Below are 16,836 nucleotides of genomic sequence, written 5' to 3' on the forward strand. Positions count from 1 at the left end.
AATCATAAGATCAACATGCCTCCCACTATATTTTCCAACATGCTTGTCATGAAGATGCTGCTACACACAATTTTCTTCATTTATAAAAAGTAACATTGAACTGTTTTCTTTTTCAACATAGTAAATTACAGGTTTACAGATCTTTTAAAGATTAAAACTATTGAGCAGATAAAAGAGCCATTTTTATGCTTTTATCGATTATATTTAACCGTTTTTAAGCCTAAATAATCTGCCGTTAATTTTCCAACTGAAGATTGAACACCATAGCTTGCAACGACAGCATTCCGTTCTGCCATTGCAAGCGCAATTTGAGCATTAATCAACTGAGTTCGAGAATTTAAAACATCCAACGTTGTTGCCTGCCCAACACGGTTTTCTTGAACGCGACCTTTAAGAGCAATTTCCGCAGCACGAACACTTTCACGGTAAGCAACAACAGAGGCGCGCGCGCCCTCTAACTGAAACCAAGCAGAAGTAAGTGCCTGTCTTATATTATTACGAGCTAAATCAAGCTGAAGATGAGCCTGTCCAAGTCGTTCTTTAGACTGTCGTATCTGAGCAGTCGTACGCCCACCTTCAAAAATCGGAATATTCACTGACAATCCTATTGATTTAGAAACTCCATCTTCTCCAAGGCCACTGTAAATTCGATTATAAGACGCCGCAGCAGAAAAATCAATTTTAGGAAGTAACGTTCCTTCTTTTGCCTTTACATTATAAAAGCTAGCATCAACGAGATATTTTGCATAAAGAATTGCTGGATGCAGAGCAACGCTCATTTGGTAAGCAGCATTAAGATTTACGGGTAAACCTTTTGCTACTGGTGGACGTTTTAAATTTTCAGGATCAGAACCAATAACTTGTCGATAAACTGCTTCTGCTGACTTTACATCAGCACGTGCAAGGCTTAGTTCCGAAACAGCAACAGAACGTGCAGCTTGTGCCTGAGAAAGATCAACACGCCCTCCCTCTCCTACATCAAATTTTGCTTTATTCGAACGAACTTGCTCTTCGAGGGCAGCTAAATTTTCTTTACGAAGATCAGCAATACGACGCGCTTGGTAAACATTAGCATAAGCGGTTACAGTGTCTAGAAAGATATTTTGTTCAGCATTTCGAAGATATTCACGCTGCGCTTGAAGCTTAACCTGAGCTGAAAAAAATATATTTTGTGTGATAAAACCGTCAAATAATCTTTGATTTAGTCTTACCCCAAAAGATCCAGAAGTACTATAGGGACCTATAATAGACTTACTGCGCCCATAGCTTCCAATTCCTTCAATTTGTGGTAATAACCCCGATCGTGCAATCACCACGTCATCATCTGATATACGCACAGCCGCACGTTCACTCTTCAATTTAGCATTGTGTATATAAGCTTTAGAAAAAGCATCCATCAATGTTTCAGCATAAACTGATTCTGATAGGAAAACGCTCAACACCAGAAAGAAACACGCCTGAAGTTTCTTTTTCATTCTGAACACAACACACACAATAAAAAACCCCAAATTCATACAATTATCTTTTATTCACAAACAAAACAAGCACTAAAATATAAAATCAGGCGTCTTTAAAAAACCAGAAATACGTTTTACAGCCAGATTAAAAGCACGACGCGCAGAAATAATTCCATCTTCTTTTACATAGATTAGAGCAACACCTGCGTTACCGTGTCCTTCAACCACAACAAGACGCCCCCCATCTTTCATCTGATCAAAGATAATCTTTGGGATAAAATCGACAGAACCCTCAATAAAAATCACATCATAAGGACCCTCAACGGCATAGCCCTGCTCCAATGCTCCATGAACCACAACCACATTGTTACATTGATTACGTTCTAAAGTCGAGGCAGTTCGTTCTAAAAGAGCTTTATGAGCTTCTAACGCAATAACAGAACGCGCAAGTTTTGAAAGCAATGCTGCACAATAACCACCATTAGCCCCAATATCTAACACAATATCCGATGATTTTACAGCGGCAAGCTGTAGCAATTTAGCTAAAGGCGCAGGTCCCATCAAATAGCACGCAGGAACTCCCTCCTGCGCTGGATATAGAAGAATATCGGTATCGAGATAACTCAAAGCTTTCATATTTTCCGGTACAAAATCTTCACGCGGTACCATTAAAAACGCTTCAAGAACTGATAAATCCGTCACATCCACTGTACGAATTTGATTGTCGACCATTTTCCGGCGAAGCTCTGCGAAATCTGCAACCATAATGCCCCTTGTCTCCTCCATACAATAACAAAACAACGATAATAAGGATCTACAATCCTTATAAAGGTGTTTTCAAAAATACGCTCCAGTCAACAACGAGATTCTAACCGCACTCTATTTTCATAGTAAAGCGTTTTTACCACAGAGAGCAACAGTTCACTTGCGCATATTACCCTTAAAGGCCATTCTGTTTAAAACCGGCTGGAGGCCTCGCCCGGGATCGAACCGGGATACAAGGATTTGCAGTCCTCTGCGTAACCATTCCCGCACGAGGCCTCATCAACAAACATACAGAGTGTCAATAAGGGAAGGCAATGCATACGTCAAGGTATAGAAATTTTCTCTAACCTTTTTTCCTCTTCATTACGCAATTTCTGACATTTTTTTTAAAAAAAGCAATTTTATCCTTTGCAAATCACTCTTGCTTTGCTATAGCCCTTGGAGTCAAATGATTGGGCACTGTTCCCCGGTAGCTCAGTGGTAGAGCAACCGGCTGTTAACCGGTTGGTCGCTGGTTCGAATCCGGCCCGGGGAGCCACTTTCTTTTTATGATGCGTAACTTATTGTTTATATATCTTTTTTTAAAGGTGAGGGAATAGGATTTCCCAACACAGATTTAAAAAGTGTATCCTTTTTTGCAAACTTTTTCTAACAATTCTTTGGATTTTGCTAAGTTCTGTTGTAAAAATTCTCTAAACTTCTAACGAACATGCCAACAATTTCATGGCTAAAGGAATCACAAGGCTTTACTGTAAAAACTATACGGCCGACATCAGCATTCCTTCTTAAATGATCTGCTGCTTCTCAGTTTAAAGCTTAGAGTTCAATGATCTTTTCTTCCATGCCAACGGGTACAGATTTTTTGCCAATTTCTACAGAAGATAAAAATGCTATAGAGATATCTAATTGCCATATCTAAGAGGTGTTCTGAGTGATCAATGCGAAGCTTGCGTAAGATTTTACCAAATGATGTAAGCATCTAAAAAGCCCTGTTAGAAGAAGAAATATTCTTGTGATTCTAACACAACTTTTCAGTTTCTCCTCTGCAATGATTACGAATAGCGCTATAATACTCTTCACTTATCTAAATAAGTCTGAATGTGCATCTGTCCTATCAAAATGGACACGCTCTTGGTCAAATATATAAACTAATAACCAATCTGGTTCTATATGAAGATCTCTACGAGGCTTCCAGTTTCCTTATAATGCATGATTATTTAATACAGCAGGCAATTGCTTTTTGTTAAGCAGAAAAAGTGTGTCTTTCTATCTCTCCTGTTTCTCTGAATTACGTTTATAATCGAACACTGTTTCTTCTCTTAACTCTTTGTGAACCACTTTTTTAGATGTGAGAAGATATTGTCGAGTGCGTCCATAAGGCGGGCAAAATCGATAACAAACATAAAGATGATGAATGCTACCCACTTCATACAACGAGACATCATCCTCACACCTTGGTAGGGTTTAATCATCTCGTGAAGCAGCTATTGTTCTGTTTTGGTGAGAGCTTTCTCTTGATACCTTCGCTTTCTTGTCATTTCTCCAACCACACAAGCGTTCACCCTGTTTGTTATGCTTCAAAATATCTCTTGCTAGATTCTGGCTAATCACACTAACATCTTGCCTATCCAAATAAATGGGTAACCAACCAATACAAGAAACAGGTTCATTTGTTGCGCAACCAGTTAAAGAGATCAGTACGCACATCAACATCACTTTTCTGATTAATCTCATTTTCTACCTCAAGCCGTGTTGTGGCTGTCTTTAAAGCATACTCTGTTTTCTTGTACTGTTCAGATTTCTTGCCAAGCTGAAAGGCTCTTGCTAAAACCATAAAAAAAACGGCTAAAGCCATCATCACAAGAAACAGATGTCTTTTGAACCAAAAAATCATAAACACTGCTCCTTAAACCGTTTGAAGACAATCACAATGCCTGTACAGGCGGCTAAAACCATAATGCCGGCAAAGGCCCATTGCCAACCAAGAGCCCACCAAGTCCTGAACAAGACCCTATCATCGGCGCTAGGGTCTCTATTTTGAGAAGACCTATTGTATTTTTTGTTTCTACTCTTTGCGTGTTAAAGCAAACATAAGACCCTTTTGCCCATAACCCCGCCTCTGCGGCTCTACGGTTTACAAACCCCTGGATGGCCTTACCTCCTACCTTATTCCATTTCTGTAGTTCAGCTGGAACAGACTCATAAGCACCATTATTGAGTTTTTTTAACAAGGTCGACTTGCAAAAGGCTTGCGTCTCTACATTATAACAAAACGACACTAATGCTGCGATTTGAGCATCCGTTAAACAAACCTTCACGGATTGCTCGACTGTCTTCCCAAATTGCTTTAAGTCTTCACAAAAGATTGCTTCCGCTTGTTCTTGCGTAATACGCATTCCTTTTTTGACAATCGGAGGACCCTCTTCACTGGATGACCATAACCTATGCTCCAAACACACACTGTATCTTTACAGGCCTCTAACCGTAAACCTTCCCATTGTTTAATCAGAGCTAGACCTTCTTGCGATACCTTTCTCATCTGCTTCTCCATAAAAAAAGCCTCACAAAAGTGAGGCTGTCTAAAAGATAATTTCTGATTTTGTGCTTATAACGGCTTTATTCCTTATTGTCTTTGATCAATTGTTCGACCTCTGCAACACTAAAATCAAGATGGGCGTGTTCATTTTCTTTCAATTCATACTGATACCTTTTCTCTAGAATATCTGTAGCATTCCCATTAAAACCTATCGGTATATCTGTTTCCACACCAACATTATGCTGCTCATCTTCAACGCTCGCCTTTTTTCATCAAAATCTTTCACCACCACCTAATGAAAATACGCTTTTAAAAGTTTCCTTAAGAATAAAAGTTAACACACTATTACTCTAAACTTGACAAACTACCTCTATTACTGTCTCTGTTGATGCCTCTACATCGCAAATATTTTTACTTCTAAAAAATCGAAAACGTCCTCTCTCTTCTTTTGGCAAAAGAGTTGCTTTTTGTATCTCTTACTTTAGTTCTAACTGAGAAGAAAATATTCTAAACTCACGATCTTAATTTTACTCAAGCTACCTTGTTTACTGACTTGCGAGAATGAAAAGACTTCGCACGTTTTGCTATTGCTTTTGCTTTTCTGTGTCTTTCACTTTGAGACGAAGACTTTCTTCCCTCTGACTGTGCTGCATTATCTTTGTGACTCTTAAACCATTTCTGACGCTTAGATTTTCTAAAATGAGGTCCCTTAATGTTTTCTTTTTCTATCCCTTCTATCACAAGAGGCTTTTCTGGAAAAGCAGCAAACTGTTCTGGTATAGTTTCACGCACCAATCTCATACAAATCAAGCGCTCTACAGCACGCAACCGCATCTGCTCCACACCTTCATCAAAAAGTGTTAGTGCCTCACCAGATGCGCCATTGCGTCCTGTGCGACCAATACGATGCACATAACTTTCAGCTTCATCTGGTAAATCGTAATTAATAACGTGGCTTATGCCTGGTATATCAATACCACGCGCTGCAATATCTGTTGCAACAAGAATCCGTACTGATCTTTCACGAAAAGCTTTCAATGCAGACTGCCGAGCACTTTGTGATTTATTTCCATGAATTGTCGCAACAGAATATCCTCTACTTGCTAAATTCCGCGTGACAGCATCAGCACAGTATTTGGTTCGAGTAAAAACAATAACCGAAACAAAATCTGGATTTGTCAAAAGCTTACCTAAAACATTCTTTTTTTCACATGTAGGAACACAATATAATTTTTGAGCAATTTCCGCAGCCGTAGTCCCTTGAGGAGAAACCTCTATTTTTACTGGATCATTGAGCAGACACTTTGCAAGTGTGGTAATTTCCTTCGGCATTGTCGCAGAAAAAAGTGCGGTTTGACGTACTTGATGCAAAAGTTTTACAATATGCCGTATATCATGAATAAAGCCCATATCTAACATACGATCTGCCTCATCCAGAATCAAAAAACGTGATTGAGAAAGATCAACGTATTTTTCACGAATAAGATCCCTTAAACGACCTGGCGTTGCTATCAAAATATCCACACCTGCTTCCATGCGTTTAATTTGTTTCAAACGTGATACCCCACCAAAAATGAGACATGTTGAAAGGTGTGTTCCTTTCGCAACTGCACGAATTGTTTCATCAATCTGAACAGCAAGCTCACGCGTAGGAGCTAAAATCAAAGCGCGTGCAGTTTTAGGAAAACGCTTATCACCCAAAGCCAAAATCTGACTTAAAATAGGTAAACTAAATGCCAAGGTCTTTCCAGAACCTGTCTGTGCAATTCCCAGAATATCATGGCCTTTAAGCATCATTGGAATAGCTTGTTCTTGAATAGGTTTAGGTTTACTCATACCAGCAATGGTCAAGTTTTTAACCAAAAGAGCAGATAAGCCTAATTTTGTGAAAATATTTTCTCTATTTACGTTCAAAATAAAATCTTTCTCCAGCTCAACAACTCTAAAAAAGGAACAAGCTGAATTCTGTTACTCAAGAATCAGCACAAAAAAGCTCTTTATATTTCAAATTTATGAAGCAACGCTTGGAAAAGCGATTACACAGCTAATGAACAACTTGAAATCAAGGGTAAAGGCGGATAAATTTTATTTTAAAAAGAGCTAGATCACCAACCTAAACACTTTCACTATCATTATATGAAAAAAAAAAGCAAGGATTTTGCGAAAATTATTTATTAAAAATAAGAAAAATAATATTGTAATCATTCATTTCTTGTTTTCCTCTCTTAAAATTAGGGTAAATCTCAAGGAAAACTGGATTTTTTAAAATTTTCTTGACAAACATAGATAAAATACCATTACATTTTATCAAAAATTGTTAAAGTTTGAGAGTAAATGATATGATCTTTCATCTCAAGCGTAGTCGAAATCAAAACATAAAAATGACTTTTATTAATGGGCAGATAGTCTATATTTGTTTCATCTAAACGATAAGCGCTAGCGAACAAAAAGTCTTAAATTGAAAGCTCAGCTATAAAAAACTGTGCGGTAAATGATACTCTGCCATATTCAATCAGCGAGCTATTTTTTATAAAATCACAACCGAACATATAAGCCGAAATAAGCATAAAATTTCCGTTTTTACAACATAATTGACATCAAAAACGAATTGCAGAAGTTCAGCTTTTTATATTACCGGTTAGTTCAGATATTAAACTGTGTTGAGTAGTAATATTTAAAAAGACAATTCCAGCACAAAATCAAAAAAAGAGATCTGATTTTTATATTTTTTTTTCAGCAAGAATTGGTCGTCAGATAACAAAATCAAATAACGTTTGATCATCGGTAATATCACGATAGCGCCAACCTAACTCTTGAAATTTTTTCTCTAAAAGACAAAAATTATCATATTTTTTTGTCTCAATTGCAATCAACACAGAGCCAAAACTTCTAGATGATTTCTTAAGATATTCAAAACGTACGATATCATCATCGGGAGAAAGTTGAGCAAGAAAACTACGCAACGCACCAGGATGTTGCGGAAAACTAAAAATAAAATATTTTCTCAATCCCTGAAAACGGAGAGAACGTTCTTTAATATCTGGCAAACGCTCAAAATCAAAATTACCACCTGAAATAACAAGAAGAATTTTTTTGCCTTTTAACTCTTGAGGAGGAAGACTATTAAGAGCATCAATCGATAAAGCACCAGCTGGTTCAAGGACCACACCTTCAACATTGAGCATTTCAACCATTGTAGAGCACACACGGTTCTCAGGAACTGTAATAACAGAATCTGGTGAAAAATTCTTCAGCATTGTGTAATTTAATGCACCAATTTCCGCTACAGCAGCTCCATCTACAAATGTATCGATATTTTCAAGTTTGACACGTTTTCCACTCTTCAAACAAGCGAACAAGCTTGCAGCTCTCTTCGGCTCAACAAAGCGAAGCTCGGTTTTCCAACCATATTCATGTAAAAACTTGCTCACACCACTGGCCAAACCACCTCCACCTACAGGAACAAGAATCAAATCTGGCTCGCTTTCACCATTGAGTTTTTTCCATTGCAAAACAGCCTCACACAAAACTGTCGCCTGCCCCGTAATAATGCGAGTATCGTCAAAAGGCGGTGCCATAACACCACCACTCTCCGTAGCAAAAGATTGTGCTGCCGCATAACATTGGTCAAACGTTTCACCAATTAAACGGATATCAACAAACTCTTTGCCAAAAACGCGCGTCTTATCAATTTTCTGTTGCGGAGTCGTCACAGGCATAAAAATCACGCCTTTACGTTTAAAATAGCGACAAACAAATGAAACCCCTTGCGCGTGATTCCCCGCTGACGCACAAACAAATGCTGCATTTTGAGATATCTTACTAAGCATTTCTGAAACAAAATTAAAAGCACCGCGAATTTTATAAGATCGCACCGGAGTTAAATCTTCACGTTTCAAATAAATTTCTGCATCATATTTTTGACTAAGAAAATCATTTCTTTGAAGAGGTGTTTCAGCAAATACATTATGCAAAGCCACCATAGCCTTGTTTACATCTTGAATAAATTTACTCATAACAGCAGTCATTTCATGCTTCAATTAATACTATACAGGCCCCTTCTAGCTATAAAAGCGGCCATTGTCAGTTAAAAATTGAACGAAGAATGAAAAGTTTTCTTCTTATTATTAATCCTTGATTCAATAAAAGATATAGCTTATGAGAGAGTTCTTATCGCGGACGTGATGAAATCGGTAAACATAGCAGACTTAAAATCTGCCGGTCTAAGACCTTGCGGGTTCAAGTCCCGCCGTCCGCACCACCCCATGTGGATTTTCCCTTATTTTTCAATAATTCAATAAATTGCTAAATAAACTACCTTTCAAAGTTTATGATAACGTTATAGCATTATTGAACTGAGCCATAATTATGGAAAGTTACGAATCAGGGTTTCCTTTTGAACACATGTTTTAGCTGTACTCATAATCTCAAAAGCTTTTATTTTTTAAAATTGGTATCTGAGAAACTTTTTTCATCACCTAACAATCAAAATCAATAACCTCTTCTCCACCACAAAACAGTATGTTACATAGATAAAAAAATAAAGGTCCTATCAAAGATAGAACCTCTTAAGCAAATTTAATTTTATAAAATTAGAATTTGTAAGCTATTCCAACACGGAAATCATTCGTCTTATAATCAAGCTCAATCGTATCTTTGAATTTCTTTTTACCAAAATCTGAGTAACGATATTCCGCACGAACAATAAAATTATTTGTCATTGCAAAGTCAACACCACCACCAACAGTGTAACCAATCATTGTCTTTGTTTCATCTGATGTAGCAGAAAAGGGATCTTCTCCAGTAATTGAGGTGGACAAAATATCTTGAAATTTCCCATAAGCAACACCCCCAGAGATATAAGGCATCATACGCGCAACAGAAAAACCAATACGCGCTCGTGTTGCACCAGTCCATTTTTGTTTCAAAGTATGACTAAAAGTAAGATGATTTCCTTCTACTTCTTGTTGATTTCTTACAACCGGCTTAGAAACTTCGCTTAAGTGACCTAACTTAAAACTAACCTGCTTAGGCTCACTCCCTCCCTCTTCCGCACTACTCTCTACAGTTTCGTCATGAACAATAGTTTTTGTATCCTTTTGTCCAAAAAAAAGTATATCTGTATCAACTCCTAATATTAAACCATTGTCAAATTCGAGATTGGCACCTGTATAAAAACCGCCTATAAAACCGGAAAGCTTAGGCATATATTGCTTCTCAACCGGAACCTATTTTTTATTCTTACTACTCTCATCAGGATAAAGAGGAATGTCAACATCACGAGTCATTGCAGAAATTTTACTCGAAAAACCACCAATTTGGCCTCCGAAATAAAAACCTGCCCAAGAAAAAGGAGGAGAAGTGATAACTGATGGAATAACTTGTTCTGACTGATGAGGAACTATTACATCTGCAGCCTGTATCACAGAAACTGGAATGAAAGCAAAAACGGATGCTATTATAAACCTTGTATTCATTAAAATTATACCCCATTGCTATTATTTAGATATAACAAAAACATTAGATTTAGAAAAATAGAAAAAACCGTAGAATCTTATGCTAAAAAATACATATATCTTTTTATAAATACAGTACATCAAATATAATTACATAACAATTTAATTTTAGGCAATAAATTTAATCACTTTGTACGACTTTTGCTATCATAAAATAATTTAAATATGAAATTTTAACAAAAAAATGCTATATTATGAAACTATAATACTCTTCTTATTCAAATTAGCGTATCAAAATTCTAAAAATGGATCATTCAGCAATCTTTTTGCATAAATCGCCCTCTGAAAAGGGAAGGTTATTTTTAATATATCGGAATTTTTTAAATATTAACTAAATAAAAATGAAATATATTATTAACTTTAAAGAATAATTATTGCAAATAATAATAGTAAATATAAATTAACTAAATAAAAAATATAATTAAATTTAAAATAAATATATTTTAATAAAGCTTATAAAAATAAAAACTTAGAAGAGTTTATTTAAACTTCTTATCTTTTATATTCCATACGAAAATCTTATAGAAATGTTTAAGGGATATCAGGCTAAAAACACGTATTGCAGATACTGTAAACAGCTAAAAAAACCTACCTGCCTTACTAATCAAATGCCAAACCTCATATTGAGATCACAGCTTTCCCTCTTCATTTTTTAATATGATATTATTTAAAGAAAGAAAAAACAGTATTATTATTCTTCCAAATTTTGTCTAATCACAAAAATATTAAATCATTTTATTTAAAAATCGCTCTACCTTCACTGATTTCTATATTATCTTCTGCCCTTACTGCAAAACGATCTTTATTAGGAAAAGTGATAAAACATCCCTTCATACAAACAGTAGCTGTTTGATGAGGATTCAAGGTGATATTTGAAAGGTTATTCCCTTCGACAAGAATAAAAGATTGTATCTTTAAATCAGTATTTTTCACAGTTGCTGCAAAAGTTGTCATGATAAAAATATCCAACAAGGTGACCGCAACAAAAACATGAAGATATTTCAGCACTCTAGGATTCCTTCCTGAACAAAACGTTTATATAATACAAAATGAAGAGCATTTGTTACCTTAAAAGATGAGGTAATGTTAGGCACATAAACAGCCAAACTAAATGAAAATTTCTTACTATCGAACGCAGTAAAACTCACCTGCGGCGCAGGGTTTTTTAAAACACCTTCTGTCGTAGAAGCAATCTCTAGCAAAATTTCAACAACACGCTCTGGAGCAACATTAGGAGAAACAACAATAGGGATATCAACCCGCCCCATTTTGCTCCCTCTAGTCCAATTACTAACGTTATTATTAATGAGACTTGAATTAGGAATAATGATTGTCTTTCGCTGAAATGTTTCAAGTTCTGTCGCACGTACACTAATACGTTTGACAATCCCCCCCACTGATCCAGCTTCCACATAATCTCCAAGTTTAAATGGTCTTCCAATCAAAATGATAAGTCCAGAGACAAAATTTTGAACAATATTTTGTAAACCAAAACCTATACCAAGTGAAAGCCCACCAGCAATGAGTGCAAAATTTTTGAGATCCAAACCTGCCATTGACAATCCTATCAAAGCAGAAACAACAACACCAGCATAACTAATGACTGTTTTAATAGAATTACGGACACCAGAATCAAACTCCCCATGCACCAATACCATTCCATCCAGCCAGCAGATAAATCGGCGGTTAAGGAACCAACAAGCAAAGAAAGCAATGATTCCAATTACAATAGAAATTAAAGAAACAGATATATTTCCAATTTGAAAACCGGTCATAACCTGCAATAATACCCTTCGCAAATCAGAATACGAAAATCCAAATTGCACAGCAATTGGCATTGCACAAAGTATAACCACAATTAAATTGAGAACAACACTTATCACAATCCCCAACTTATTCATTGTTTTCTCTTCTAAATGGAACCATTGCATCAAAGCATGACCAACGCTCGTTTTCATAAATTGCCCTTTAGTTCCAATTACTTGAGCGCTTTTTATTCCTAAATACATGAGAACCAAAAATGCACCACCAATCACGATTTGCTGCATAATAAAATGCGCCAAACCAACATACCCTAAAGAATCCATCACAATAAGCAATAATCCCAATACAATGAATGGAATACGTATATAAAGTGGCAAAAAATGCGTTTCTCTCTCTTCATTTTGAGAAGATTTACGTCTAAACCGCAACGGCACAAATGAAATTATAAACAGCAGTATTGCAAAAAGAAAAACAGCAATAAAACTTTTGGCAATTGTCAAAGAAAGAGAAGCTGAAACGACTTGATAAATACTATCAAGAACAGCATCAAATGCCAAAATGCCACCTAGAAAAGTGAGCAAAATTACCAATTGATGTGCCACAAACGGCGTAATATTAAAAAGGCGCACATGAACCATATTCAATGATAAAAGAACAAGAGCTAAACGGTTGATCAAAAAGACTAAAATAATTTGATGTCCAACGGTATAAAATATCGTTGTGAGCTTCCCTAACTCCATACCAAAACTATGAAACAAAAAAAACACGAGATAAACGCAAACAACACAAACAAGCAAAGGCAAAAGAATTGAAATAAAAGCAACCAATAAGCGTTGTAAATAAGATATTTCCTCATTGCCCTTAGTAAAATAGCAGTTCACATGTGCGAGAACTTTACGAGAAAAATAAGAAAGACCCAAAGCAACAAAAAGCGGAACTAAAAAGGAAAGAAACAGCTGTAAAAATTTGAAATGAAATACGAATTTACACCAAGAACTAAATAGAAAAAGAAAATCAGAGGAAGCCTCTTTCATTTTCTCAACGGAATATTTAAGCATCGGTATTGAAAACTCAAGTCTGTTCTTAAATGTGCGTTTAAAAAGTTCTCGAGACTGAGAAAGAGAAAGTTCAACTATTTTATTTGTAGCCAAAAAGATTTCTTCGAACTGCAGCACCATATTATTAATCTGTGCTTTTTTCTTTATCAGATGAGAGCGCTCTTTCAAATTTTTTGGCTCATCTTGGAGCTCTTTCAATTGATCAAGAAGAACGTTAATATCATTAAGAGGATTACGCAAAACAAATGCTGCTTCTATAGCACGTTTATTGATATCTCGCGCGCGCAAGCGCACCTTTGCTAAAGCATATTCATTTGCTGATTCGTTGGCAAAATCTTTTTGTAAATTTTTTATCTCTTGTTCAAGTATCTTAATAATTTGTTGTTGTTTTTGAATAATTTCATCAATTGAGTGAGAAATTACCGATTGCCCAATTATTGTATATTGTGATCCTAGATGCCCCCATACACAAGAGCTCCATCCAACAACATTCCCAAGAATGAAGAAAAAAATGCATAATTTTTTTTTAAAAAATGAACACATATCTACCTTAGGTCTAAGATGTGGAATCCCCTCTTCGTAGAAATATGAAATGAGACAAATATTTTCAACTTATGTAGAATAATTTTTATACAAGCTTCCCCTCATCCTATAATACTGATAAAAGAAAGAATAAAGTAAGCCGACATTAAATAAGAAACAGAAAGCAAGCTAGTATGTTTTTTTTGCACATCTATTGCAAAAAAGAAAAATTCCCCCCTTTTACGATCTGGTTGCTTCTGTCCAGCTTAGGCATATTATTAATCAATGATCTAGAAGCATATATTCATCTGATTGCCCCCCCATGTCAGTAATGTCATTACAATTAATGCATTTGATTTAGAAAACAAGTATGATCAATTGAACATTACAACAACTACAAACAAAAAGTTTTTAACACTCCATAAAGATTATGTTTTGCCTTTTAGGACTTTTCAAAGTATCCTAGTATTGAATACATCTTTAATAGCTGCCATAGTTATTTGCACACAACTTAATAATTTTCAGATGCAATGTTTTACAAACAAACGTACTCCTCCTTTTTCTTGAACTATGAAACCGTCATCCTATCTTACTCCTGCGTTTCATTTTAATAACCATTAGATTGCCTATTAGCGGAATATATCATGCGCACACCCGGTTGGTTAATTACTCTTTATTGTTTTATCCTTTTAAGCAGCATCTACGTTGCCTTGCCCAACTTATTTTCACAAGAACAAGTTAAAAACTCAAAATTCCTAACTGACACTCGTGTAACACTTGGTCTTGACCTTCAAGGAGGCTCTTCCCTCCTCCTCGAAGTCGATACAAAAACACTAAAACGTGATCAACTACACATGGTTTTAGGCAATGTGCGAAATATACTTCGTGAAAAGCAAATCCGCACATCAAGCGTTCGTGTTCTCGAGGATAGCGTAATTGCTCTTATTTCTGATCCAACAGAAAGTGAAAAAGCTGTTTCTGCTTTAAAAACATTGATTACACCTATACACAGCAGTTTTGGAACTACAGCCGATGATATCACTATCAGTGCTCAAGATAAAACTATCCGTGTCATGTTAACCGAAGCTGGTATAAAAGAACGTATCAGCAATGCTATTGAGCAAAGCTTAGAAATCATCCGTCGTCGTATAGATCAGGTTGGTGTAACGGAACCAGCCATCCAAAAGGTAGGAACTGATCGTATTATGGTTCAGTTGCCTGGTCTACAAGACCCAAAGCAGTTACGCGATCTATTAGGAACAACCGCTAAGATGACCTTTCATCTTGTTCCCTCCAACGTGGATATAAATAACTTACCCACAGGTGTTTCAATCCTTCCTGGTTATACTGATGAAACACAACGCTATGCGATTTATGACCAAATCGCCTTGGATGGAAATGTCCTCAAAGACGCTCGCGCAGGTTTTGACCCGCAAATGCCAGGGCGTTCTATTATTTCATTTACCATGAATTCCACGGGCTCAAAAATATTCGCGGACATAACACGACAAAATATTAACCGTCCTTTTGCAATCGTTCTTGATAACAAAGTTTTAACCGCTCCAACTATTAATAGTGTCATTCCCAACGGACAAGGCCAAATTACAGGAAATTTTGATCCCAAAGAAGCATCGACTCTAGCAGCTCTCTTACGGGCTGGTTCCTTACCGGCACCGCTAACGGTGATTGAAGAAAGAACTGTAGGTCCAAACCTTGGTGCTGATGCCATCCAAATGGGGCTTTACACAGGTATCATTGGCTTTGTTTTTGTTACAGTTTTTATTTTTCTTCTATACGGAGTTTGGGGTATTATTGCAAATATCGCACTAGCACTCCACACTATTTTAACATTTGCCGCACTAAGCCTTCTCGGTGCTACACTCACACTACCAGGTATTGCTGGTATTATTTTAGGCATCGGTATCGCTGTTGACGCTAATATTCTTATCAATGAGCGTATCCGTGAAGAAAGTCGAAAAGGCATCAGCGCCTTTGCTGCCTTGGATCGTGGCTTCAAACAAGCTTTCGCGACCATTATTGATGCCAACGTTACTGCAATTATTGCAACTATTTTACTATTTTGGTTTGGCACCGGTCCTGTTCGCGGTTTTGCTGTCACAATGTTGCTTGGTATTATCATCTCCATGTTTACAAATATCACCATTGTGCGCATCATGATGATTTGGGTTGTCCGTAAATGGAAAATTAAAGCTCTGCATCTTCACTCTGTTTTCAATATCATCCCACGAAATACAACTTTCCACTTTATGAAAGCGCGATTCATTGGTATTGGTGTCTCAATTGTTTTATCGCTTGCTTCTATTTTTTTGTTTTTTAAACCTGGCTTGAATTTCGGAATTGATTTCATTGGCGGTAGCCAAATGAGCATTACTACCAAAGCTCCAGCAAATTTAACAACCTTACGTTCACAACTTTCTACCCTTAATATCGGTGAAGTTACGCTACAAAATATGGATAATGCAAACACCGTGCTCATCCGCATTCAAAAACAAAGTGGTGGTGAAATACAACAAACCACTGCTATTGATAAGGTGAAAACAACAGTACACAATATTTATCCTAATGCTACATTCGATCAAATAGAAGTCGTTGGTCCCAAAATTTCAGGTGAACTTGCTACAGCTGCTTTTACTGCGGTTATTCTTGCGGCAATTGCCATGTCTCTTTATATATGGTTACGCTTCGAATGGTTTTTTGCAGTTGGGGCAATTGTAACGCTCATCCTAGACACCACAAAAATGATTGGTTTTTTTGCTTTATTTCAGTTTGATTTCAATTTAACTGCCATCGCCGCTCTTTTAACGATTGTTGGTTATTCCATAAATGATAAAGTAGTGGTTTATGATCGAATGCGCGAAAATATGCGCCTTTATAAAAAAATGTCACTACGTGAACTAATTGATCTTTCAATTAATCAAGTTCTTATACGCTGTCTCTTTACATCCGCTACCACAGTTCTCGCTATGCTCCCTATGGCATTATGGGGCGGAAGCGCTGTTTATAATTTTGCATTTCCTATGGTATTTGGAATTATTATTGCAACATCGTCTTCAATCTTTATTGCTGCTCCTATTTTACTACTACTTGGGAATTGGTGGCGTAAAAGAAATAATCACACAAACACGACACTACAATAAAAATGCCACGTTAATTCATATATGAAATACCATTCCTCTTTTCTTATAAAAAAAGCTATA

General features: G+C 36.4%; 9 protein-coding genes, 3 tRNA genes and 4 pseudogenes. 3 read left to right on the plus strand and 13 right to left on the minus strand.

The window, feature by feature from the left end:
* Nucleotides 1-191: 191 nt before the first annotated feature.
* From AYT27_RS05430 to AYT27_RS05440, 3 genes are all read right to left on the minus strand, one after another.
* On the minus strand, nucleotides 192-1,514 hold the full coding sequence (locus tag AYT27_RS05430; RefSeq protein ID WP_011180926.1) for a TolC family outer membrane protein: 1,323 nt from the start codon (nucleotides 1,512-1,514) through the stop codon (nucleotides 192-194).
* Between the two features lie 33 nt (nucleotides 1,515-1,547).
* Nucleotides 1,548-2,222 (minus strand): protein-L-isoaspartate O-methyltransferase family protein, encoded by a 675-nt coding sequence (locus AYT27_RS05435; protein ID WP_011180927.1) that lies wholly within the window; start codon nucleotides 2,220-2,222, stop codon nucleotides 1,548-1,550.
* 202 nt (nucleotides 2,223-2,424) lie between these two features.
* Nucleotides 2,425-2,498 (minus strand) — tRNA-Cys (locus tag AYT27_RS05440).
* A gap of 187 nt (nucleotides 2,499-2,685) precedes the next feature.
* Here AYT27_RS05440 and AYT27_RS05445 point away from each other — a divergent pair.
* Nucleotides 2,686-2,760, plus strand: a tRNA-Asn gene (locus AYT27_RS05445).
* Nucleotides 2,761-2,838: 78 nt separating this feature from the next.
* Here the strand turns inward: AYT27_RS05445 and AYT27_RS09255 are convergent.
* The 7 genes and pseudogenes from AYT27_RS09255 to ilvA all read right to left on the minus strand — a co-directional run bounded on the left by AYT27_RS09255 (nucleotide 2,839) and on the right by ilvA (nucleotide 8,786).
* Nucleotides 2,839-3,201 (minus strand): annotated as a pseudogene (locus AYT27_RS09255) (XRE family transcriptional regulator).
* A gap of 101 nt (nucleotides 3,202-3,302) precedes the next feature.
* A pseudogene (locus tag AYT27_RS09565) lies at nucleotides 3,303-3,410 on the minus strand (type II toxin-antitoxin system YafQ family toxin); the annotation flags it as partial.
* A gap of 478 nt (nucleotides 3,411-3,888) precedes the next feature.
* Nucleotides 3,889-4,116 (minus strand): hypothetical protein, encoded by a 228-nt coding sequence (locus AYT27_RS05465; RefSeq protein ID WP_011180928.1) that lies wholly within the window; start codon nucleotides 4,114-4,116, stop codon nucleotides 3,889-3,891.
* Nucleotides 4,113-4,761: pseudogene (locus tag AYT27_RS05470) on the minus strand (lysozyme). Before AYT27_RS05470 ends, AYT27_RS05465 begins: the two are co-directional and overlap by 4 nt.
* A gap of 77 nt (nucleotides 4,762-4,838) precedes the next feature.
* Nucleotides 4,839-4,988 carry a hypothetical protein gene (locus AYT27_RS08790; protein ID WP_155245593.1) on the minus strand — a complete coding sequence of 50 codons (150 nt, stop codon included), beginning with the start codon at nucleotides 4,986-4,988 and terminating at the stop codon, nucleotides 4,839-4,841.
* A gap of 301 nt (nucleotides 4,989-5,289) precedes the next feature.
* Entirely contained in the window at nucleotides 5,290-6,672 is a 1,383-nt protein-coding gene (locus AYT27_RS05475) for a DEAD/DEAH box helicase (protein WP_011180930.1), read from the minus strand.
* Between the two features lie 836 nt (nucleotides 6,673-7,508).
* Nucleotides 7,509-8,786 carry a threonine ammonia-lyase IlvA gene (gene ilvA / locus AYT27_RS05490; RefSeq protein ID WP_041583395.1) on the minus strand — a complete coding sequence of 426 codons (1,278 nt, stop codon included), beginning with the start codon at nucleotides 8,784-8,786 and terminating at the stop codon, nucleotides 7,509-7,511.
* A 147-nt stretch (nucleotides 8,787-8,933) separates the two neighbouring features.
* Between ilvA and AYT27_RS05495 the strand changes: the two genes are divergently transcribed.
* A tRNA-Leu gene (locus AYT27_RS05495) sits at nucleotides 8,934-9,019 on the plus strand.
* 331 nt (nucleotides 9,020-9,350) lie between these two features.
* On the opposite strand, the pseudogene AYT27_RS05500 reads toward AYT27_RS05495, so the two are convergent.
* From AYT27_RS05500 to AYT27_RS05510, 3 genes and pseudogenes are all read right to left on the minus strand, one after another.
* Nucleotides 9,351-10,235 (minus strand): annotated as a pseudogene (locus AYT27_RS05500) (outer membrane protein).
* A gap of 774 nt (nucleotides 10,236-11,009) precedes the next feature.
* Nucleotides 11,010-11,282 (minus strand): hypothetical protein, encoded by a 273-nt coding sequence (locus tag AYT27_RS05505; protein ID WP_011180932.1) that lies wholly within the window; start codon nucleotides 11,280-11,282, stop codon nucleotides 11,010-11,012.
* The gene (locus AYT27_RS05510) at nucleotides 11,276-13,639 is read right to left on the minus strand and encodes a mechanosensitive ion channel family protein (RefSeq protein ID WP_011180933.1); all 2,364 of its coding nucleotides are present in this window, start codon (nucleotides 13,637-13,639) and stop codon (nucleotides 11,276-11,278) included. The genes AYT27_RS05505 and AYT27_RS05510 overlap by 7 nt, the downstream gene beginning before the upstream one ends.
* Nucleotides 13,640-14,262: 623 nt before the next feature.
* Between AYT27_RS05510 and secD the strand changes: the two genes are divergently transcribed.
* Entirely contained in the window at nucleotides 14,263-16,776 is a 2,514-nt protein-coding gene (gene secD / locus AYT27_RS05520) for a protein translocase subunit SecD (RefSeq protein ID WP_011180935.1), read from the plus strand.
* Nucleotides 16,777-16,836: the final 60 nt, after the last annotated feature.

This window comes from Bartonella henselae str. Houston-1 (genome assembly GCF_000046705.1).
In the GTDB taxonomy this organism is placed as follows: Bacteria; Pseudomonadota; Alphaproteobacteria; order Rhizobiales; family Rhizobiaceae; genus Bartonella; species Bartonella henselae.